The 20,845-nt window shown below is 68.6% G+C and carries 24 protein-coding genes; 7 read left to right on the top strand and 17 right to left on the bottom strand.

The annotated features are described in order from the left end of the window. The first annotated feature begins 174 nt into the window (after positions 1–174). Positions 175–1,248 (top strand): iron-sulfur cluster carrier protein ApbC, encoded by a 1,074-nt coding sequence (apbC, locus tag MNR01_RS04125; protein ID WP_256451867.1) that lies wholly within the window; start codon positions 175–177, stop codon positions 1,246–1,248. A gap of 81 nt (positions 1,249–1,329) precedes the next feature. Then, a complete protein-coding gene (gene dcd, locus MNR01_RS04120; protein ID WP_158730638.1) occupies positions 1,330–1,899 on the top strand; it encodes a dCTP deaminase in 570 nt (189 codons plus the stop codon). A gap of 71 nt (positions 1,900–1,970) precedes the next feature. On the opposite strand, the gene MNR01_RS04115 is transcribed toward dcd, so the two are convergent. The 10 genes from MNR01_RS04115 to MNR01_RS04070 form a co-directional block, all read right to left on the bottom strand. Beyond that, the gene (locus MNR01_RS04115) at positions 1,971–2,267 is read right to left on the bottom strand and encodes a hypothetical protein (RefSeq protein ID WP_241919704.1); all 297 of its coding nucleotides are present in this window, start codon (positions 2,265–2,267) and stop codon (positions 1,971–1,973) included. Between the two features lie 10 nt (positions 2,268–2,277). Then, on the bottom strand, positions 2,278–2,934 hold the full coding sequence (pcp, locus tag MNR01_RS04110; protein ID WP_241919703.1) for a pyroglutamyl-peptidase I: 657 nt from the start codon (positions 2,932–2,934) through the stop codon (positions 2,278–2,280). Between the two features lie 91 nt (positions 2,935–3,025). Beyond that, complete coding sequence (locus MNR01_RS04105; protein WP_241919702.1) at positions 3,026–3,991, bottom strand: DUF979 domain-containing protein; 966 nt, start codon at positions 3,989–3,991, stop codon at positions 3,026–3,028. Further along, positions 3,978–4,706, bottom strand: coding sequence for a DUF969 domain-containing protein (locus MNR01_RS04100; RefSeq protein WP_241919701.1), 729 nt, complete (start codon positions 4,704–4,706; stop codon positions 3,978–3,980). Before MNR01_RS04100 ends, MNR01_RS04105 begins: the two co-directional genes overlap by 14 nt. Beyond that, positions 4,703–5,500, bottom strand: coding sequence for a 5-oxoprolinase subunit PxpA (locus tag MNR01_RS04095; protein WP_241919700.1), 798 nt, complete (start codon positions 5,498–5,500; stop codon positions 4,703–4,705). The genes MNR01_RS04100 and MNR01_RS04095 overlap by 4 nt, the downstream gene beginning before the upstream one ends. Before the next feature lie 47 nt (positions 5,501–5,547). Further along, a complete protein-coding gene (locus tag MNR01_RS04090; RefSeq protein WP_199253068.1) occupies positions 5,548–5,712 on the bottom strand; it encodes a DUF5668 domain-containing protein in 165 nt (54 codons plus the stop codon). A gap of 30 nt (positions 5,713–5,742) precedes the next feature. Next, positions 5,743–6,702, bottom strand: a complete 960-nt coding sequence (locus MNR01_RS04085; RefSeq protein WP_241919699.1) for a biotin-dependent carboxyltransferase family protein — start codon at positions 6,700–6,702, stop codon at positions 5,743–5,745. Then, the gene (pxpB, locus tag MNR01_RS04080) at positions 6,699–7,397 is read right to left on the bottom strand and encodes a 5-oxoprolinase subunit PxpB (protein WP_241919698.1); all 699 of its coding nucleotides are present in this window, start codon (positions 7,395–7,397) and stop codon (positions 6,699–6,701) included. The genes MNR01_RS04085 and pxpB overlap by 4 nt, the downstream gene beginning before the upstream one ends. Further along, positions 7,394–7,822 (bottom strand): HIT family protein, encoded by a 429-nt coding sequence (locus MNR01_RS04075; protein ID WP_241919697.1) that lies wholly within the window; start codon positions 7,820–7,822, stop codon positions 7,394–7,396. The genes pxpB and MNR01_RS04075 overlap by 4 nt, the downstream gene beginning before the upstream one ends. Continuing rightward, positions 7,819–8,487, bottom strand: coding sequence for a dienelactone hydrolase family protein (locus tag MNR01_RS04070; protein WP_241919696.1), 669 nt, complete (start codon positions 8,485–8,487; stop codon positions 7,819–7,821). The genes MNR01_RS04075 and MNR01_RS04070 overlap by 4 nt, the downstream gene beginning before the upstream one ends. A gap of 218 nt (positions 8,488–8,705) precedes the next feature. On the opposite strand from MNR01_RS04070, the gene rimO reads away from it, so the two are divergent. Continuing rightward, the gene (gene rimO / locus MNR01_RS04065) at positions 8,706–10,055 is read left to right on the top strand and encodes a 30S ribosomal protein S12 methylthiotransferase RimO (RefSeq protein WP_241919695.1); all 1,350 of its coding nucleotides are present in this window, start codon (positions 8,706–8,708) and stop codon (positions 10,053–10,055) included. An 81-nt stretch (positions 10,056–10,136) separates the two neighbouring features. Here rimO and MNR01_RS04060 read toward each other — a convergent pair whose 3' ends face one another. The 5 genes from MNR01_RS04060 to MNR01_RS04040 all read right to left on the bottom strand — a co-directional run bounded on the left by MNR01_RS04060 (position 10,137) and on the right by MNR01_RS04040 (position 14,040). Beyond that, positions 10,137–10,673, bottom strand: coding sequence for an outer membrane beta-barrel protein (locus MNR01_RS04060; protein ID WP_241919694.1), 537 nt, complete (start codon positions 10,671–10,673; stop codon positions 10,137–10,139). Positions 10,674–10,798: 125 nt separating this feature from the next. Further along, entirely contained in the window at positions 10,799–11,275 is a 477-nt protein-coding gene (locus MNR01_RS04055) for a GNAT family N-acetyltransferase (protein ID WP_241919693.1), read from the bottom strand. Continuing rightward, on the bottom strand, positions 11,262–11,774 hold the full coding sequence (gene greB, locus MNR01_RS04050; RefSeq protein WP_241919692.1) for a transcription elongation factor GreB: 513 nt from the start codon (positions 11,772–11,774) through the stop codon (positions 11,262–11,264). Before greB ends, MNR01_RS04055 begins: the two co-directional genes overlap by 14 nt. A gap of 131 nt (positions 11,775–11,905) precedes the next feature. Further along, positions 11,906–12,328 (bottom strand): hypothetical protein, encoded by a 423-nt coding sequence (locus MNR01_RS04045; protein ID WP_241919691.1) that lies wholly within the window; start codon positions 12,326–12,328, stop codon positions 11,906–11,908. A 167-nt stretch (positions 12,329–12,495) separates the two neighbouring features. Continuing rightward, positions 12,496–14,040, bottom strand: a complete 1,545-nt coding sequence (locus tag MNR01_RS04040; RefSeq protein WP_241919690.1) for a helicase HerA-like domain-containing protein — start codon at positions 14,038–14,040, stop codon at positions 12,496–12,498. Between the two features lie 235 nt (positions 14,041–14,275). On the opposite strand from MNR01_RS04040, the gene MNR01_RS04035 reads away from it, so the two are divergent. Beyond that, positions 14,276–15,826, top strand: a complete 1,551-nt coding sequence (locus MNR01_RS04035; RefSeq protein WP_241919689.1) for a transglycosylase SLT domain-containing protein — start codon at positions 14,276–14,278, stop codon at positions 15,824–15,826. 108 nt (positions 15,827–15,934) lie between these two features. On the opposite strand, the gene asd is transcribed toward MNR01_RS04035, so the two are convergent. Further along, positions 15,935–16,777 carry an archaetidylserine decarboxylase gene (asd, locus tag MNR01_RS04030; protein ID WP_241919688.1) on the bottom strand — a complete coding sequence of 281 codons (843 nt, stop codon included), beginning with the start codon at positions 16,775–16,777 and terminating at the stop codon, positions 15,935–15,937. A 112-nt stretch (positions 16,778–16,889) separates the two neighbouring features. Beyond that, positions 16,890–17,537, bottom strand: coding sequence for an SCO family protein (locus MNR01_RS04025; RefSeq protein WP_241919687.1), 648 nt, complete (start codon positions 17,535–17,537; stop codon positions 16,890–16,892). 90 nt (positions 17,538–17,627) lie between these two features. On the opposite strand from MNR01_RS04025, the gene prmB reads away from it, so the two are divergent. The 3 genes from prmB (at position 17,628) to MNR01_RS04010 (ending at position 20,774) form a co-directional block, all read left to right on the top strand. Next, entirely contained in the window at positions 17,628–18,572 is a 945-nt protein-coding gene (prmB, locus tag MNR01_RS04020) for a 50S ribosomal protein L3 N(5)-glutamine methyltransferase (RefSeq protein ID WP_241919686.1), read from the top strand. 107 nt (positions 18,573–18,679) lie between these two features. Further along, on the top strand, positions 18,680–19,783 hold the full coding sequence (gene aroC / locus MNR01_RS04015) for a chorismate synthase (protein ID WP_241919685.1): 1,104 nt from the start codon (positions 18,680–18,682) through the stop codon (positions 19,781–19,783). Further along, positions 19,776–20,774 carry a D-glycerate dehydrogenase gene (locus MNR01_RS04010; protein WP_241919684.1) on the top strand — a complete coding sequence of 333 codons (999 nt, stop codon included), beginning with the start codon at positions 19,776–19,778 and terminating at the stop codon, positions 20,772–20,774. The genes aroC and MNR01_RS04010 overlap by 8 nt, the downstream gene beginning before the upstream one ends. Positions 20,775–20,845: the final 71 nt, after the last annotated feature.

Below are 20,845 nucleotides of genomic sequence, written 5' to 3'. Positions count from 1 at the left end.
GGCGTGGAGGGTGCTTTGGCAATGTCCCTGTCTGGCGGCATCGCGGCCATTGTCGACGGACTCCGGGGGCCCTCGCGCGGTCGTTGCCGGGCGGACGTGGGGGCAATCACGCAATAGCACGTAACATGGCGGCCCCGAGCATTGCCGCAACGAAGAAAGATCAAGGTCGCTGTCGTGAGTGAGTCCCTGCAAGCCGTTGTTCCCGTTCTCGCCGCCCTTCGCCTGCCCGACACCGAGGTCACGCTGGGCGACACGGGCGCCCGCATCCGTGCTGTCGAGGCCGAAGGCCGGGTCGTGGTCGAGATCGTCACCGGGTTTCCCAACCAGGCCCTGCGGCCGTGGCTGGAAGGCGAGGTCGCCGCTGCCGTGGCCGCAACGGGCCGCCAGCTGGCGCGGCTGGAGCTGCACGCGCGCATCGTTTCGCATGCGGTGCAGCCCAACGTCACGCCGATGCCGAGCGTGCGCAACCTGATCGCGATTGGTTCGGGCAAGGGCGGTGTCGGCAAGTCGACCACCGCCGTCAACCTGGCCCTGGCGCTGGCGGCAGAAGGTGCCCGCGTCGGCGTGCTCGATGCCGACATCTACGGCCCCAGCATCCCGACCATGCTCGGTCTGTCCGGGCGCCCGGACAGCCCCGACGGCAAGTCGATCGAGCCGATGCGCGCACATGGCGTGGAAGCCATGTCGATCGGCCTGCTGGTCGAGCAGGACACGCCGATGATCTGGCGCGGCCCGATGGCGACCTCGGCGCTGACGCAACTGCTCAATGAAACCCGTTGGGGCGAGCTCGACTACCTCATCGTCGACTTGCCGCCCGGCACCGGCGACATCCAGCTGACCCTGGCGCAGAAGATCCCGGTGGCCGGCGCCGTCATCGTCACCACGCCGCAGGACGTGGCCACGCTGGACGCACGCAAGGCGCTGAAGATGTTCGAGAAAGTGCAGGTGCCGGTGTTGGGCCTGGTCGAGAACATGGCCGTGCATGTGTGCTCGAACTGCGGTCACGCCGAGCATGTGTTCGGCGAAGGCGGCGGCCAGCGCATGGCGGCCCAGTACGGCGTGCCCCTGCTGGGCAGCCTGCCGCTGGAGATCGCGATCCGCGAGCAGGGCGACGCCGGCGTGCCGGTGGTTGCCGCCGCCCCGGACAGCGCCGCGGCCCAGGCCTACCGCATCACCGCCCGACGGATCGCCGTGGAGCTGGCCCGGCGGCCGCAGGTGGCGACGCCGCTGTCGGTGTCGCTGCTCTGAGGCCCTGCCGCCCGCCTGTTTCCCGTTGCCGCTCCGGCTGACACAATCCCCGTTCCCGTTGCCCAAGGCCCCCGCACCCGCATGAGCATCAAGTCCGACCGTTGGATCCGTCGCATGGCCGAGCAGCACGGCATGATCGAGCCGTTCGAGCCGGGCCAGGTCAAGACCGCCGCCGACGGCCACCGCATCGTCAGCTACGGCACGTCCAGCTACGGCTATGACGTGCGCTGCTCGCGCGAGTTCAAGGTATTCACCAACATCAACTCGACGATCGTCGATCCCAAGCATTTCGACAGCGGCAGCTTCGTCGACATCGAAAGCGACGTGTGCATCATCCCGCCGAACTCGTTCGCGCTGGCGCGCACGGTCGAGTACTTCCGCATCCCGCGCGACACCCTGGTGGTGTGCCTGGGCAAGAGCACGTACGCGCGCTGCGGCATCATCGTCAACGTCACGCCGCTCGAGCCGGAATGGGAAGGCCACGTGACCCTGGAGTTCAGCAATACCACGCCGCTGCCGGCGCGCATCTACGCCAACGAAGGCGTGGCGCAGATGCTGTTCTTCCAGTCCGACGAAGTCTGCGAGACCTCGTACAAGGATCGCGGCGGCAAGTACCAGGGCCAGGTCGGCGTCACGCTGCCGCGCACCTGACCGGCATCACGCACCCTCCTCCTGGCGGAGGAGGGACCGGCCGCCAACGGCGGCCAGGGGAGGGCAATCCCTCAGCGACGCACGTAGGTGACGAAGAACCCCTGCAGGTCGCCGTTCTCGGTGTAACCCACCACGCTTTGCACCTGGTAGCCATTGCTGTTGAACGCGCGATGGGCCTGGTTGAGCTCGCTGGCCGAGCCATTCTTGCGCGCGCCCAGGTCGACATCGACGTAGAGGCTCACGGTCTGCTGGCCGCTCTGGGCGAACTCGGCAGCCTTCTTGTCGTACTGGGACTGCGTGGCGGCCAGCGCCAGGGCAGGGCAGATCAGGCACGCGGCCAGCAGGGCAGCGACAACGGTCTTGCGCATAGGGTGTCCTTCAGTAGGTGGTGCCCGCGGCGAGGCGGGCATCGTGTTCGACGGTCAACGCGGTGGCGACCGCCAGGCGCAGAGCCTGGCTCACCACACCTGGCGGCAGACTCGGCGCGCCCGGGTGTCGCGCGGCCTGCGCGGGAGCATACGGAATGTGGATGAAGCCGCCCCGGACGCCCGGCACACTTCGCAACGCGTGCATCAGTCCGTAGAAGACGTGGTTGCAGACGTAGGTGCCGGCCGACTGCGAGACCTCGGCCGGAATGCCGGCCGCGCGCAGCGCCGACAGCATCGCCTTGATCGGCAGGTCGCTGAAGTACGCGGCCGGGCCGCCGGCCACCACCGCCTCGTCGATCGGCTGGGCGCCGGCGTTGTCGGCAATGCGTGCATCGTCGACGTTGATGGCCACGCGCTCGAGCGCGATCTGGGCACGGCCGCCGGCCTGGCCGACGCAGATCGCCAGCACCGGCGCCGTCTCGTCGAGCGCACGGCGCAGGGTTTGCAGCGAGGCACCGAATTCGACCGGCAGGCAACGCGTGGCGATGCGGTGGCCGAGGATCTGCTCGCCATCGAGCGCGCACACGGCGTCCCAGCTCGGATTGCTGTCTTCGCCGCCGAACGGGGCGAAACCGGTGAGCAGGACGGTGGGGAGTGGGTCAGTCATGAGGGTTCAATCGTCATTCCCGCGAAGGCGGGAATCCATGGACTTTAGCCCGGTTGGAATCGGATGCAATGTCCTTGACGGGCCGCTGTTGTCATCGGAACGCCAACCAGTACATCAGCACCAGGTTCACCAGCAGCAGCGGCACCGCCGTGGCGATCTGCACCCGGATCACCGCATTGGGATCATCGAGTTCCAGCAGCGCCGCCGGTACCAGGTTGAAGTTGGCCGCCATCGGCGTCATCAGCGTCCCGCAGTAGCCAGTCAGCATGCCCAGCGCGCCGAGGATCGCCGGTTCGGCGCCGTGCTGATGGATCAGCAGCGGCAGGCCGATGCCGGCGGTCATCACCGGGAACGCAGCGAATGCATTGCCCATGATCATCGTGAACACCACCATGCCCAGCCCGTAGGCCAGCACGCAGGCCAACCGGCTGTCGGCGGGAATCACCGCCGACACGATCGACGCCACCGCATCGCCGACGCCGCTGGCGGCGAACACGCCACCGAGCGTGGCCAGCACCAGCGGCAGCAACGCCGCCCAGCCCATCGTGTCGAGCAGGCGCCGGCCCTCGCTGACGGCGCGGATCGGCCGCTCGCGCGTCACCACGACTGCGGCCAGGGCCGACAGCACGCAGGCCAGCGCCAGGCCGATCAGGGTGATGCTGCCCTCGCCGAACAACGGCGTGCCGAAGATGACGATGTGTTTGCCGAACAGCACGATCAGCACCGTGATCGCCGGGATCAGCAGCGCCGGCACGAACAGGCGATGGCCCAGCCGCGATGCAGAGGCCTGGCGCTGCGCTTCGGGCGCTTCGGCGATGTGTTCCCGGCGCATCCGCGTGGCCAGCAGCGCCAGCACGATGACGGCGGCGCCGGCGAGCTGTGATGGCAGGGGATTGCCGGCCTTGCTTGCCGTCAGCACCAGCTTGCCGGTGGCGAACAGCACGCCCAGCAACGACCAGAATGCGGCATGGGCATGGCGACCCTCGCGCAGGTTGCTGCCGCCGGCGAAGAACAGGAACAGCGCCAGCACGATGTAGAAATGCTCAATCGACAGCATCGTTGCGTCGTTCCGGACGGTCGGTTGAGGAACTCATCCGGCGGGCGAGACCGCGCTGGAAGAAGACGATGCGCACGGCGTGGATCACGAACGCGGCGATCGCGGTTGGGATCGCCCACAGCGCGATCTGCAGCGGTTCAAGGGTGATGCCGTGCTCGGCGTAGAAGCCCTGGATCAGCAGCACCGCGCCGAACGCCAGGAACACGTCCTCGCCGAAGAAGCGGCCGACGTTGTCGGTGGCCGCGGCCAGGGCGTGCACGCGCTGGATTTCCTCGCGCGGCAGCGGGCCATGCTCCTGCAGGCCGGGAGTACGGTTGGCCGCAGATTCCGACATCGGTGCCAGCAGCGGTCGCACGGTCTGGGCGTGGCCGGCGATGTCGATCAGGCCGAGCGTGCTCAGGCCCTGGCGCACGCCGAGATAGACGATCAGCAGTCGCGCCAGGGTCAGCCCGCGCCAGCGCGCGATCCATTGCAGGGCATGTTCGCGCAGGCCGGCGCGTTCGAGCAGGCCGATGGTCGGCAGCGTCATCGCGAACAGCAGCAAGGCGCGATTGGACATGAAACTGTCGCCGACCAGGGCCAGCAGCTCCGGCATCGACTTGCCCGCCGCCAGGCCACTGACCAGTCCGGCGCTGACGACCACGATCACCGGGTTGGCGCGCAGGACGAAGCCGACGACGACCCAGGCGACGCCGAGGAGGGGCCAGTAGTTCATCCCGGAGCATTCCCGTCATTCCCGCGCAGGCGGGAATCCAAGGACATGCTCCCAACCGCAGCGATGACAATGCCATCCGCCTCCAGCGCATCGCGCACTGCCCGCGCAAACACCGCCGCATCGCTGCGGTCGCCATGCAGGCACAGCGTGTCGGCGCGCAATGGCACGACGCTGCCGTCGGCGGCGACCACTTCGCCGCGCGTGGCCAGCCGCCGTACCTGCACGATCGCCGCATCGAGCGACTCGATCACCGCGCCCTCGCTGCCGCGCGGCAGCAGCCGGCCGCGACGGTCATAGCCGCGCTCGGCGAACGCTTCGTGGGCGACCCGCAGCCCGTGCGCGCTGCCGGCATCGGTCAGCGCCGAGCCGGACAGGCCGAACAGCACCAGCGACGGGTCGAACGCCCTGACGGTTTCGGCAATCGCATCGGCAATGCCCCGGTCGTCGGCGGCGACGTTGTAGAGCGCGCCGTGTGGCTTGACGTGGGTCAGGGGCACGCCTTCTTCGGCCGCGATCGCGGCCAGACGCTCGATCTGCGCACGCACCGTCTGCGCGATGGTGGTGGCCGGCAAGGTCAGGGCACGCCGGCCGAAATGCTCGCGATCGTCGAACGAGGGGTGCGCGCCGGCCGACACGCCATGGGCGCGGCACAGGCGCAGCGTCGCCCGCATGGTCGCCTCGTCGCCAGCATGTCCGCCGCAGGCGATGTTGGCCGAGCTGACCCATGGCAGGATCGCCGCGTCGTCGCCGCAGCCTTCGCCGAGATCGCAGTTGAAGTCGATGCGCCTGCTCACGTCATGCTGCTCACGTCATGCTGCTCACGTCACGGCCAGATGCGGCCTCAGCCGCGCTTGAAGAGCATTCCCAGGCCAACCACGATCAGGATCGCCGGCCACCAGGTCATCAGCATTCGACCCAGGCTCATGTCGGTGTAGCCAAGGTTGTTGAGCAGGAAAAGGGTGCCGATCACAACCAGCACCAGCGCGCCGACGACATTGGATTTCATGGAATTCCGGAAGGTAAGGAGTTGGAGGGGTCAGACCGCGGGCACGCGCGCGTCGATCATCACCCCGATTCTGGCGACCCGTGCCCGCGCCGCGCAAGCCAGACGGTAGGCGGTGGTGGCATCGACGGCAGCGAAGTGCAGGGTCTGTCCCGGAATGCACTGCGCCAGCCGCGGCAGGTCGGCGGCGATGACATGGCCCAGGCGCGGGTAGCCGCCGACGGTCTGGGCATCGGCCAGCAGGATGATCGGCTGGCCGTCGGGCGGCAGCTGGATCGTGCCCGGCGCGACCGGTTCGGAGATGCCGTCGGCCTGCGGTGTCGGCAATGCGTCGCCCTGTAGCCGCAGGCCCTGGCGGTTGCTGCTGGCGCTGACCTTCCAAGCGCGTCGCGCCAGCGGCGCTGACCAGGCGTGCGTCGAAGGCAGGTAGTGGATCGGCGCGCGCGGGTCTTCGTCGTGACCGGGGTCGATCCACCAGCGCACGGTTTGCAGGCGCGTGCATTCGGCCGCAGGGGCGTCGCCCAGCGCCAGCCTGTCGCCACTGCGCAGCGCGCGTCCGTCCAGGCCGCCGAAGCCGCCGCGCAGGTCGGTGCTGCGGCTTCCGAGCACGTCGGGCACGTCGATGCCACCGGCAATCGCCAGCCATGCGCGGGCGCCGCCACGGATCGCGCCGAGGTCGAGCGTGCCTGCCGGCAGCAGCACCGGGCGACCGCAGGGAACCGGTTCGCCGTCGAAGTGCGCCGATACCGCGGCGCCGGTCAGGGCGATGCGCATGGGTGCTTCCAGCTGCAGCGTCGGGCCGTGCAGGGTCAGTTCCAGCACGGCGGCACCGGCGCGGTTGCCGACCAGGCGATTGCCCAGTCGCGCCGCGTCGCTGTCGAGCGCTCCGGCGTGGGCAACGCCGAGGTGACGCCAATCCGTGCGGCCAAGGTCCTGCACGGTGGTGAGCAAGCCCGGGCGCAGCACGCGCAGGCCAGGGCGGGATCTTCTCATTGGCCTGCGTCCGCGAAACGCCCTGCCTGGATGGCGACGAAGCGCACCCGATCGCCCGGCAGCAGCAACGAGGGCGTCGCCCGCGCGGGATCGAACAGTACCTTCGGCGTGCGCCCGAGCAGGCGCCAGCCGCCCGGGCTCTCGCGCGGGTAGATGCCGGTCTGGGCGCCGCCGATGGCGACGCTGCCGGCCGCCACGCGGGCCCGCGGCGTCGCCAGGCGTGGTAGCGCCAGCGCCGGATCCAGCCCCGCCAGATAGGGGAAGCCAGGTGCGAAGCCGATCATCGCCACTGTGTATTCGCCGCCGGAATGGCGCGCGATCAGTTGCTGCGGCGTCAGCTGCAGCTCTGCCGCCGCGGTTTCCAGGTCCGGGCCGAACTCCCCGCCGTAGACCACGGGAATCTCGACCGTCCGCGATGCCTGCGCGCTCGTACCAACCACCGGTGCCTCGTCCAGCGCGAGCAATGCCAGCAACTCCTCGTGGATCCGCGCCGGATCGGCAGCCGGATCGAAGAACACGCCCAGGCTGGCGAACGCCGGCACCAGCCCGCGCAGCCAATGCGGCCTGTGTTCGCCCAGCCGGCGTGCAATCGCATGCACGCGGTCATTGAGCTGCGGGTCGAGCCGGTCGCCAAAGCGAAGCAGCCAGGCGTCGTCTGCGAGCGCTTCGATGTCGCAGACGAACGAATCGTTCACTGCGGCAGGGCGCCCTGCAGTTGCTGGATGCGCGCCACCAGCGCTTCGGGCGTATAGGCCTGGGCGCTGGCGGTGCCCCAGACCGGCCGCGGCCAGGCGATGTCGTCATGGAACCGTGCGATGACATGGACGTGCAGTTGCGGCACGACGTTGCCGAGCGCGGCGACGTTGATCTTCTGCGGCTTGAACTGCACCTGCAGTGCACGGCTGGCAGCGCTGATCTCGCCCATCAGCGTGGCCTGCTGCGCCTCGTCGAGGTCGACCAGCTCGACCGCGTCGACCACGCGCGGGATCAGGATCAGCCAGGGGTGGTTTGCATCGTCCATCAGCCGCAGTTCGCTCAGGGCGAAATGGGCGACCGGATGCGTGTCCTCGGCCAGCTGCGCATGCAGCTGCCAGGCGCCCGGGTTACCAGAGCGATTCATCGCAGGTTCTCCGCCAGGAAATCGAGGGTGCGACGCCAGGCCAGTTCGGCGCTGGCAGGGTCGTGGACGTGGTTGTCGACGTCGCGATTGAAAGCATGCCCGGCGCCGGCATAGACGTATACGACCGCGCCGGGCTGCTTGCTGCGATGCTGCTCGATCACCTCGGCCGGGATGCTGCTGTCGTTTTCGCCGAAGTGGAACATCATCCGCGCACGCAACGGTTCGTCGAGGAAGGGCACCGTGCGCGCGCCGTAATAAGACACCGCCGGCAGTCCCAGGCGCGTGTTGGCCAGGAACGCCAGGCTGCCGCCCCAGCAGAATCCGACCACGCCGACGCGCAGTCCCTCGCGGTGCAGCTCATCGGCCGCCTCGCTGATGATGTCGACCGCGCGGTCGAATCCCAGTTCGTTGCGCAGGGCAGCACCGCGCTGCGTACCGGCCTCGTCGTAATCCAGCTCGGCGCCGGGCGCCACCGGGTCGTACAGCGACGGGGCAAGGGCGACGAAGCCTGCCGCGGCGAAGCGCTCGGCGACGCTGCGGATGTGGGCGTTGGCGCCGAAAATCTCCTGCAACACGATCACCGCGCCCTTCGAGGGGCCGGTCGGTTCGGCGCGCCAGGCCCTGACCGGGCCATGCGGGGTGTCCAGATCGATCCAGTGGGCCATGGGGAGAGATCCATTCAGTTGGCGGGAATGACCGGCGTATTCAGGTTCACGGCGTCATTCACCATCGGGGGCAGGCTGATTCTAGCGCCGGCGCTATAATCCGCAGCCATCCTGTCGTCCCAGCGCAGCGAGGGACCTGCCGTAGCCGCCGAATGCGTGGCCAGCAGGTCGCTCGCTGCGCTGGGCGCGACTGCAACTCGACAAGCCCGGTTCTCTTAATGTCCCTAGCCAATCCCAAAGTCGGTTTCGTCAGCCTCGGTTGCCCCAAGGCGCTGGTCGATTCCGAACGCATCCTCACCCAGTTGCGCGTGGAGGGCTACGACATCGTCCAGACCTACGACGATGCCGACGTGGTCGTGGTCAACACCTGCGGCTTCATCGACTCGGCCGTGACCGAGTCGCTGGATGCGATCGGCGAGGCGATCGCCGAGAACGGCAAGGTGATCGTCACCGGCTGCCTGGGCAAGAAGCCCGAGCAGATCCGCGAGGCGCACCCGGGCGTACTGTCGATCAGCGGGCCGCAGGACTACGGCAGCGTGATGAGCGCGGTGCATGCCGCACTGCCGCCCAAGCACGATCCGTTCCTCGATCTGGTCCCCGACACCGGCATCAAGCTCACGCCCAAGCACTACGCCTACCTGAAGATCTCCGAAGGCTGCAATCACCGTTGCAGCTTCTGCATCATCCCATCGATGCGCGGCGACCTGGTCAGCCGTCCGGTCGACCAGGTGCTGCGCGAAGCCGAAAAGCTGGCGATGGGCGGGGTCAAGGAATTGCTGGTGATCTCGCAGGACACTTCGGCCTACGGCGTCGACGTCAAGTACGCGCAGCACGAGTGGCGCGGCAAGTCCTACCAGACGCGGATGAAGGCGCTGTGCGAGGGGCTGAGCGAGCTGGGCATCTGGACCCGACTGCACTATGTGTATCCGTACCCGCACGTCGACGACATCATCCCGCTGATGGCCGAAACCGGCGCCAACGGCATGCGCAAGCTGCTGCCGTACCTGGACATCCCGTTCCAGCACGCCAGCCCGCGCGTGCTCAAGCTGATGAAGCGCCCGGGCGCGGTCGACAAGACGCTGGAGCGCATCCAGCGCTGGCGCGCGATCGCACCGGACATCACCATCCGCTCGACCTTCATCGTCGGTTTCCCCGGCGAGACCGAGGCCGAGTTCGAAGAGCTGCTCGACTTCCTCGACGAAGCCCAGCTCGACCGCGTCGGCGCGTTCGCCTATTCGCCGGTCGAGGGCGCCAGCGCCAACGCGCTGCCCGATCCGGTGCCGGAAGAGGTCAAGGCCGAGCGCCTGGCGCGCTTCATGGAGCGGCAGGCGGAGATTTCCGCGGCCAAGCTCGAGGCCAAGGTCGGCACCACCCAGCGCTGCCTGGTCGATGCGCTCGACGGCGAACTGGCGATCGCGCGCTCGATGGCCGACGCGCCGGAGATCGATGGCCTGGTGCAGATCCAGAACGGCTTCATGGCCGGCCTCAAACCGGGCGAGTTCGTCGACGTCGAGATCATGGGCAGCGACGAGCACGACCTGTTCGGCGAAGTCGCCTTCGACGACTGAGTCGCAGACTGAGTCGCAAAACGACAATGGCCACCCGAAGGTGGCCATTGCCGGGTCCGCCAGCCGTTGCCGGCGATTCGATCAGAAGCGGTATTCGCCGCCGACCGTCAGCGTATCGACGCGTTCGTCATCGACGAAGAACGGCACGGTGCGCGTGTCCCAGTAAGCGGTCAGGGCGAAGTTCTGGTTGACGTTGTAGCCCATGCCCAGGCCGGCGTACGGGTTGTCGTCTTCTTCGGTGAGATGGACGCCGAAGCTGTTGTCGGTGAACTGGCTTTCGACGCGCTCCATGCCCGCGCGACCGGCGATGTAGTAACCGCCGCCGGCGAACTCGTGCTTCAGGCGCAGGCCGATGCCGGTTGCGTTCATTTCGATGGTCGAGCCCTGGTCGCTGTCCTTGCCGAGCGAGCCGTAATGGGCCTCGACACCGATCAGCGAGTTGAAGCTGTAACCGAGCCAGCCGTTCATCGCGGTATCGACAGCGGAGTCGCCATCGACATACAGCGTGGAATTGCCGACTTCACCACGCACATAGACTCCCGACCCCTCGGCAGCCGACGCGGCAGTGCTTGCACCGGCCATGGCGAGCGCCAGGACCAGGATCTTGAACTTCCCCATTTTTGAAACTCCCCTTGAGAGATGACCCTCCGGCGCAGCAGCACCGCAAGGCGAGGGGACGGTAGGGGAAATGTTAAAACTGCGTCAACGCGAAATAGTCTCGTGTGCCCCGGAGGTGACAGGCATCACACTTCGCCGTCGGGTCTCCACTCCATCGGCGTGAACACGATGCCGTGCTCGCTGACTTCCCCGGCGATCGCCTCGAATCCGAACTTGCGGTAGACCGCAAGCGCATGCCGGGAAGCGTTGACCGTGATCGGCGACGGTCCGTCCACCCACGCCTGCACGGTTCGCCACATCCGCCGGGCCAGGCCCTGTCGCTGGGCGTCATCGGCGACGAAAAGATGGAACAGATGAGCAGGCAGCCGCAACGCGGCAACGCCGACCAGGGACTGGCCGCGCTGCGCCACGACATAGCGATAGCCCTCACCCAGCCGTGTGGCCGTGGGCCCGGGCGCGAGCATCTGCAGCAGCCTCGCCGCGCCGTCAGGCGTGCAGTCCGCCGCGATCCAGCGCTGCGTCAGATCGCAGACGAGCGCGCTGATCGCGGTGGCATCCGCGACCGTGGCCTGGCGCAGGACGACCGGCTCAGCCGGCGTCATCACCGTACCCGACGTCGACGATGACGAAACGCGCGGCGCCGCCGGGCAGCATCGCTTCGAATTCGTCGTCGAGCCGCTTCTTGAGCATCGCCCGCGCCAGTGGCGAATCGATGCTGATCCAGCCTGCACGCGCATCGGTCTCGTCCGGGCCGACGATGCGATAGCGCTGGCTTTCGCCGCTGGCGACGTTTTCCACTTCCACGCGCGCGCCGAAGAACACCGCTTCCGGATCGGTCGGCACGGTATCGACGATGCGCAGCGAGGGCAGGCGCTTGCTCAGGTAGCGCACGCGCCGGTCGATCTCGCCGAGCTGCTTCTTTCTATATGTGTACTCGGCGTTCTCGGAGCGGTCGCCCTCGGCGGCGGCCGCCGCCAGCGCCTTGACCACCTCCGGACGCTTGATGCGCCACAGCTCATCGAGCTCGGACTTGAGGCGATCGTGCCCGCCACGGGTGATCAGGGCGGTGCTTTTCTCGGCAGGGGGACGCCAGCGGGACATCGTCGAGTCAGTGGGGGCGGGCGACCGTTATCGCAGAGCCGCCCACGCGGCTCAAGTACGCTGCGACGGCGGCAGGCGAACGCACGCGATGAACGTCCCGGCAGCGGCACGCACCGCCGCCGGGCGTTCGATCAGGGTTTGCCGGCGCGTTCGACCAGCTGTGCGGCCGACATCGGGCCGGCGGCGAGGGTGTCGGTGTGCGAGGCGACCATCGCGCGGAATTCCAGTCCACCCTGCGGTCCGACCCTGAGTCCCTTCTTGCGCGCCATTTCGTCGACCTTGTCGGAAGTGGCGTCGTCGACGTCGGGCGAGATCGCGACGTAGTCCCAGCTGTCGCCGTTGAGGTGGGCATACCACTGCGTGGCGCCGACACCGGCCTCGCGGTCGATGGCTTCGCGCGCGGCCATCCATTTGAGGAATTCGAGCTGCTTGCCGGGGGCGACATGGTAGATCGCGACGACGGCGCGGCTGGTTTGCTGGGCGCGGACCGGGAACGCCAGGGCCATGGCTGAGGCGCAGGCCAGGGTGAGCAGCAACAGCGGGGTGCGTGACATGGAAGTCTCCAGGCGCCTCACGGGCGCAGCGGCCGGAGCGGGGGCGTGTCGGCGCCTCCGGCCGTGATGTCGACACGCACGGCGCAGTTCCCCGATCCTGGCGCGCGCAGGAGACAACGTGGCGCAGTGGGACGGGCGGACAGCGGGCGTCAGTAGCGGACCACCCGTCAGCGCCGACTCTTGCCCCCGAAGATCCCGCCCAGCAGGCCGCGCAGGATCTGCTGGCCGATCTGGTTGCCGACCGTTCGCGCGGTCTGCTTGGCCATCGTCTCGACCATGCCCTGGCGGCGCTTGGTGCCGAACACCGCATCCTTCACCGACTGGCTGAAACCGCCTTCGTCGGCATCGTCCTGCTCGCGCGTGCGCGCCGGTGGCGCCTTGGCCTGTTCGGCCGCGGCGGTTGCCTTCTGCGCCAGCACCTCGGCGGCCGAGTCGCGGTCGATGCGGGTGTCGTACTTGGGCCCGACCGGACTGCCGGCGCGAACCTGTGCGCGTTCGGCTTCGGTGATCGCCCCCATCCGGCAACGCGGCGGCGCCACCAGGGTCTTTTCGACCGGCATGGGCACGCCTTTCTCCTGCAGCGTGGACACCAGCGCCTCGCCGGTGCCGAGCTGGGAGATGGTTTCGGCCACGTCCAGCGCCGGATTGGCGACGAAGGTCTGCGCCGCGGTCTTCACCGCCTTCTGGTCGCGCGGCGTGAACGCCCGCAGCGCATGCTGCACGCGATTGCCGAGCTGGCCGAGGATGTTGTCGGGCACGTCATCGGGAAACTGCGAACAGAAGTACACGCCCACGCCCTTGGAGCGGATCAGGCGCACCACCTGTTCGACGCGCTGCTGCAATGCCGGCGGGGCGTCGTCGAACAGCAGGTGGGCCTCGTCGAAGACGAACACCAGCTTGGGCTTGTCGAGGTCGCCGACCTCGGGAAGGTTCTCGAACAGTTCCGACAGCAGCCACAGCAGGAAGCTCGAGTACAGCCGCGGTTTGAGCACCAGCTGGTCGGACGCCAGGATGTTGATCACGCCGCGACCGTCGGGCTGCGTGCGCATCAGGTCGGCCAGTTCCAGCGCCGGCTCGCCGAAGAACATCTCCCCGCCTTCCTGTTCCAGGCGCAGCAGCGAGCGCTGGATCGCGCCGATCGACTGCGCGCTGACCAGCCCGTAGCTGGTGGAGATGTCCTTGCGCTCGGCCGCGACCAGGCCGAGCAGGGCACGCAGGTCTTCCAGGTCGAGCAGCAGCAGGCCGCGGTCGTCGGCGAGCTTGAAGACGATGTCGAGCACGCCCGACTGCGTGTCGTTGAGTTCGAGCACGCGCGCCAGCAGGGTCGGGCCCATCTCGCTGACGGTGGTCCGCACCGGATGGCCGAGCTTGCCGAACAGGTCCCAGAACACGACCGGGCTGGCCTGGCTGGCGTAATCGCCGATGCCGATCTCGGCGACGCGGGCCTGCAGCTTGTCGCCGCCGGCGCCGGCCATCGCCAGGCCGGCGACGTCGCCCTTCACGTCGGCCAGGAACACCGGCACGCCCAGGCGCGAGAAGCCTTCGGCCAGGGTCATCAGGGTCACGGTCTTGCCGGTGCCGGTGGCGCCTGCGACCAGTCCATGACGGTTGCCGAACTTGGGCAGCAGGTAAACCTGGCCGTGGCTGTCGGGCAGGGAGGTCGGCGTGGTGACGGCCTTGCCGATGAGGATCGTGCCTGTGGTCGGGTCCATGTCCGGGTCCGTGCTCGGGGGCAGTGGGGAAGTGCGGACGATTCTATGCGGCGTCGCCGGATGCTGCTCGGGCGCGCACGGACAGCGGGAAAGTTTCCCGGCGGGGCGATGGCGGAGCGGATGCGGGCCGCATTTGCCACGCATATCCCCATTCACGCACTCCGGCTGCAACAGTGCTTGCCCGCGTTCGCAAGGCAACGCTACCCTCCCAGTCCCCCGCTTGCAGTTGTCGTCCATGCCCGCACTGGTTCGTCCTTCCGTCGCGCTGCTTGCGCTCGGTTTCGCCACACTTGCGCCGAGCGCGCATGCCCTCTCCAAGCGCGACCAGGCAGCCGTGGAGGCACTCGACCAGCGCATGCAGGCCGCCGAGGCCCGCTACCGCCAGGGCATCGTCAAGGTCGGCAACGCCGATCCGTCCGGTCGCACCGAGGTCGATGCCGCGCTGGAGGACATGGAAGACGTGATGGCCGCCTGCGTGAAGCAGAAGGGCTGCTCGCCCACGACCATGTTGACCGCCTACAAGCGCCTGCTGAAGCAGAACGCCGACCTGGCTTCGGGCGACGACCTGCCCGAGGACAACGAGGACGAAGGCGCCGGCAGCATCACCGCCGACGTGCCCGAGGCCGCCCGCGCGGCGGCGCTGCTCAGTGCCGACGGCCAGCGCTTCGTGAAGATGGTGCAGTACAACCCGGCCGTGCAGGCCGGCATCCGCCGTTGGCTGACCGACATGCGCCCGGCGCTGATCGACACCCACGAGAACTACCAGTACCTGCGGCAGTCGATGTGGCCGCAGTTCGAGCGCGCCGGCCTGCCCGAGGCGCTGCTGTTCGGCGTGATGGCCAAGGAATCCAACGGCCGCGTCCATTCCACCTCGCGCGCCGGCGCGGCCGGGCCGATGCAGTTCATGTACGGCACGGGCCGCCGCTTCGGCCTGGGTGACGACGGCACCGGCTTCGATACCCGTTACGACGCCCGCGCATCGGCACAGGCGGCCGCGTCCTACTTCAACGAGCGCCTGGGCGAACTCAACCGCAGCATCGAGCTGTCGCTGGCCGCCTACAACGGTGGCGAGGGTCGCGCCCTGCGCGTCTACAACGGCTCGGGCGGGCGCAACTTCTGGGACGAGTCGGTCTACAACCAGTTCCCGGCCGAAACCCGCGACTACGTGCCGATGGTGATTGCCGCGGCGTGGCTGTTCCTGCATCCCAAGGAATACGGCCTGACCTTCCCCAAGGTCGACGCACGCGCGGCCGGATTGCGCCTGAGCAAGCCCAGCTCGATCTACGAGCTGACCATCTGCCTGGGCAGCAACGGTTCGCGCGACGGCTACATGCGCGCGCTGCGCAACCTCAACCCGCGTTACGAGGCCGACCGCTACTTGCCTGCCGGCACCACGCTCAATGCCACCACCAAGATCGTCGGCCTGTACAACCGCTGGTGCGTGCAGGGCCAGCGCGCCGACCTGGCGCATACGCTGGTGATGAGCGATGCCAGCTCGGCGATCGTACGGACCGGGCCGGTCACGCCGGTTGATTCGAGCGACGTGGTGTACGAGGCCGAGAGCGCGGGCACCGGTACGTCCGGCGCGGTGGCAGCGGCCAAGCCTGCACCGAAGAAGTCGTCCAAGCCGGCGTCCTACACGGTCAAGCGCGGCGAAACGCTGACCGCGATCGCGCAGAAGTTCCAATGCGACACCGGCGACCTGGCCAAGGCCAACAAGCTCAAGGCGCCGCGTTACGCGATCAGGCCGGGTCAGAAGATCAAGCTGGACGGCTGCGAGGGCTAGCAGCCCTGCTTGCGTGACGCTCCCGGGTGCGCTGCGCTTACCCGGGCTACAAACGTCACGCGTAGCCCGGGTAAGCGAAGCGCACCCGGGTCAACGTTTCCGAAGCGGCTAGACCCGGCGCGCCAGCACTTCGCCCAGCCGCACCGCCGACTCACCCTGCAACGCCGGATCGAGCGCCGCCACGCCAGGCGGCAGCAGCACGATCACGGTCGAGCCGTAGTTGAAGCGCGCCATCTCGGCGAAGCGCTCCAGCGTGATGTCGGCGCCACGGTAGTCCTTGACGGTGACCGTGTCGCCATAGCGCGGAATCTCCACGCCGCTCCACACCGTCTGCACGCCCGAGACCAGCAGCGCACCAACCATCACCATCGCCATCGGCCCGAAGTCGGTGTCGAAGTGGCAGACCAGGCGTTCGTTGCGCGCGAACAGGCGCGGCACGTTCTGCACCGCGGCCGGGCCAACGCTGAAAAGGCGGCCGGGCACGTGCACGGTTTCGCGCAGCTTGCCGCCCCACGGCATGTGCACGCGGTGGTAGTCCTTGGGCGACAGGTACACGGTGGCGAACAGGCCGTTGTTGAACGGCTCGGCAGCGTCCTCGTCGCCGAGCAGTTCGGCGGCGGTGAACGACTGGCCCTTCGCCTGGAAGATGCGGCCGTCCTCGATCGGGCCGCACTGGCTGATGCGGCCGTCGGCGGGCATCAGCAGCGAACGCGGATCGGCGTCGGCAACGCGGGCGCCGGGCTTGAGCGCGCGGGTGAAGAAGGCGTTGAACGTCGGGTAGGCGCGCGGATCGGGTTCGGCGGCTTCGGCGAGGTTGACGCCGAACTTGCGCGTGACCGTGTCGATCAGCCATTGCTTCACCCGCGGCGCGTCCGAGTACGCCAGCGAGCGTGCCATCGACGACAGCAGGCGGTGCGGCAGGATGTAGGTGAGGGCGGTGACCAGGCTCATGTGCTCTTTGCTCGTCATCCCCGCGAGGGCGGGGGTCCAGTGACTCTGATGCCGCCATGCACCGTCGAAGGGTGCTCGATTCCCGCCTGCGCGGGAATGACGGCGGAATGGATTACTTGCCTGCCGCCTGCGTCAGCGCGGTCATGTCGGCGGCGATCGCCTTCGGGTCCAGCGGCGGCTGGACGATGCCGGCCATGCGACCCTGCGGGTCGAGCACCGCCATCGAGGCACTGTGGTCGACGCTGTACTGGTCGGCCGGGGCGCCCTCCGGTGCCGGCACCTTGGCGAAGACCATGCTCAGCGACTTGGCGAAGCCTTCCAGCGCCGGGATGTCGGCGGTGGCGGCCAGGGTGTCGCGGTGGAAGGCGTGGGCGTACTCGCCGATGCGGTCCGGCGTGTCGCGCTCGGGATCGACCGAGACGAACAGCACGCGCGGGCGGGTGGCCTCCGGCAGGGCCGCCCACTGCTTCTGGGCGCGCGCCATCTCCGCCAGGGTGGTCGGGCACACGTCCGGGCAATGGGTGAAGCCCAGGAAGACCAGGGTCCAGTGACCCTTGAGCTCACCCGGCACCAGCGCCGTGCCGTCGGACTGGCGCAGCGAGAAGGAAGGCAGTTCGCGGGCCGGCTCGAACAGGCGCACGGCCTGGGTCTGCGGCCACTTGGAGGCGGTGACCGGACCGAAATGGCGTTGCGCGGCCCACAGCCCCAGGGCGGCGGCGAGGGCGGCAATAAGGATGAGCACGGTGGTGCGATTGAACATGACGCCTCTGGAACGGCCGCCCCGGCTGGGCGCGCGGGCATGATACCGGTCGCCCGGTATAATCGCCGACCCCCAATGCAAGGCCTCGCCATGTCCGGCTCCGCCAACCTCCCGGCCGTTCAGTTCGAACAGGTCTCGATCATCGACCTGATCCGCTACGGCGGCAGCCGCTTCAACGAGTCGGGCCTGACCTTCGGCCACAGCTACGACAACGCCCTGGACGAAGCCACCCAGCTGGTGCTGCACGCGCTGCACCTGCCGCACGACCTGAGCCCGGTGTACGGCACCTCGCGCGTGACCGCCGACGAGAAGGCCAGGGTGCTGGCGCTGTTCGAGCGCCGCATCACTGAGCGCGTTCCGGCCGCCTACCTGACCGGCGAGGCCTGGTTCGCCGGGCTGAGCTTCAAGAGCGACCGTCGCGCCCTCGTGCCGCGCTCGCCGATCGCCGAACTGATCACCACCGGTTTCGAGCCGTGGCTGGGCGGTCGCGAAGTCGAGCGCGTACTCGACCTGTGCACCGGCTCGGGCTGCATCGCCATTGCCACCGGCCACTACCACCCGTACTGGCAGGTCGACGGCGCCGACATCAACGACGACGCCCTGTCGCTGGCGCACGAGAACAAGGCGCGCCTGCATGCCGACAACGTCACGCTGCGCAAGTCGGACCTGTTCAAGGGACTGCAGGGCGAGGTCTACGACCTGATCGTGACCAACCCGCCGTACGTCACCAACGACGAGACCGATGCGCTGCCGAAGGAATACTCGTACGAGCCCGACCTGGGCCTGCGCGCCGGCGACGACGGCCTCGACCTGGCGCTGCGGATCCTGCGCGACGCCCCCGACCACCTCAGCGAGCACGGCCTGCTGATCTGCGAAGTCGGCGAAGCCGAGCAGGCCCTGGTGGCACTGCTGCCGGAACTGCCGATGGCCTGGGTCGAGTTCAAGGTCGGCCAGATGGGCATCTTCGTGGTCGAGCGCAGCGACATGGTCGAGCACCACGCAAAGATCAAGGCCCTGGCGGACGCGCGCGGCTGAGGGTGTTTCCCTTCTCCCGCGCGCGGGAGAAGGGCTCGAGCGGGCTGGTTCCGGCAGCAACCATTTCCGATTGCTAGAGTGCACCGGTCCAGACAACAGGATCCCCCGTGTCCAGCAACACCTTCGGCAAGCTGCTCTCGGTAACCACCTTCGGCGAAAGCCACGGCCCGGCGATCGGCTGCGTCGTCGATGGCTGTCCCCCCGGCATCGCGATCGCGCCAGACGACTTCCGCCACGACCTCGAACGTCGCGCCACTGGCCGCACCCGCCACACCTCGCAGCGCCACGAGGCCGACGAGGTCGAGATCCTCAGCGGTGTCTACGAAGGCGTCACCACCGGTACGCCCATCGCGCTGCTGATCCGCAACACCGACCAGCGCAGCAAGGACTACGCGAAGATTTCCGAGCAGTTCCGCCCGGGCCACGCCGACTACACCTACTGGCAGAAGTACGGCATCCGCGATCCGCGCGGTGGCGGCCGCTCCTCGGCGCGCGAGACCACCATGCGCGTGGCCGCCGCGGTGATCGCCAAGAAGTGGCTGGCCGACCGCCACGGCGTCGAGGTCCGCGGCTACCTGTCGCAGATCGGCGAGATCGTGCCCAACGGTTTCGATCTGGCGGCAGTGGAGGACAACCCGTTCTTCTGGCCCGACACCCGCCAGGTCATCGAGCTGGAGCTGTACATGGACGCGCTGCGCAAGTCCGGCGATTCGGTGGGTGCACGCGTCGACGTGATCGCCACCGGCGTCCCGCCGGGCTGGGGCGAGCCGATCTACGGCAAGCTCGACGGCGAACTGGCCAGCGCGCTGATGAGCATCAATGCGGTCAAGGGCGTGGAGATCGGCGACGGCTTCGGCGTGGTCGCGCAGAAGGGCAGCGAGCACCGCGACCACATGACGCCCGCGGGCTTCGCCTCCAATCACGCCGGCGGCATCCTCGGCGGCATCAGCAGTGGCCAGCCGCTGCGCTGCTCGGTCGCCTTCAAGCCGACCTCGAGCCTGCGCCTGCCGGTCGACAGCCTCGATGTCCACGGCAACGTGGTCGAGGTCGTCACCACCGGTCGCCATGATCCCTGCGTCGGCATCCGCGCCACGCCCATCTGCGAAGCGATGGTCGCGCTGGTGCTGATGGACCAGGCGCTGCGCCACCGCGCCCAGTGCGGCGACGTGGCGTTGCCGACGCCGCGCATCGCAGGTTCGCTCGATGGCTGAAGCGCGGCCGCGCGTATGGGTGTCGCAACCCCTGTTTGCCGATATCGTCGCGCGCCTGCGCGAGCATTTCGATGTCGTCGACACCGCGCAGGTGACCCAGCACGGAGCGGCGGCCATTGCGGCCGCGCTGGCCGACAGCGACGGCGCCCTGGTCACGCTCAACGATCCGATCGGCGCGGCCGAAGTGGCAGGGGCCGGTCGCCTGCGCGCGATCGCCAACGTCGGCGTCGGCTACAACAACCTGGACGTGCCAGCGCTGACCCGCGCCGGCATCGTCGTCACCAACACGCCCGAGGTACTGACGCAAACCACCGCCGACTTCGGCTTCGCCCTGATGATGGCCGCGGCGCGGCGCATCACCGAGGGCGAGCGCTGGCTGCGCGAGGGCCAATGGCGGCAGTGGAGTTTCGAGACCCTGCTCGGCAGCGACCTGCACGGCTCGACGCTGGGCATCCTCGGGATGGGGCGGATCGGGCAGGGCATCGCCCGTCGTGCCGCCGGATTCGACATGCGCGTGCTGTACCACAACCGCAGCCGCCTGCCGGAAGCGGTCGAGCGCGATTGCCGCGCGCAGTACGTGGATTTCGACACGCTGCTGGCGCAGGCCGACCACCTCCTGCTGGTGTTGCCGTATTCGCCGCAGGTGCACCACCTGGTCGATGCCGCGGCGCTGGCGAAAATGAAGCCGACCGCGACGCTGACCAACATCGCCCGCGGCGGTCTGGTCGATGAGGATGCGCTGGCGGACGCGCTGTCCGCCGGGCGCCTGGCCGCCGCCGGCCTGGACGTGTTCGAAGGCGAGCCGGCGGTCAATCCGCGCCTGCTTGCCCTGCGCAACGTCGTGCTGACCCCGCACATCGCCAGTGGCAGCCTCGCCACCCGCCGGGCGATGGTCAGCCTGGCTGTCGACAACCTGATCGCCGCGCTGGGCGTCGGGCCCGACGCCGGCCGTCCGCCGACGCCGGTCAACGCCGATCAGCTCAAACGCTGAGTCCCGCTCCCGTCAGCGGGAGATCGGCCATTGTTGGCGGATAATGCCGTCACCCCACCCGCCGGATCATT

It is taken from the genome of Lysobacter sp. S4-A87 (assembly GCF_022637455.1).
Lineage (GTDB): Bacteria > Pseudomonadota > Gammaproteobacteria > Xanthomonadales > Xanthomonadaceae > Lysobacter_J.
Note: the sequence above shows the minus strand (reverse complement) of the source record. Positions and strands in the feature narration are given on the sequence as shown.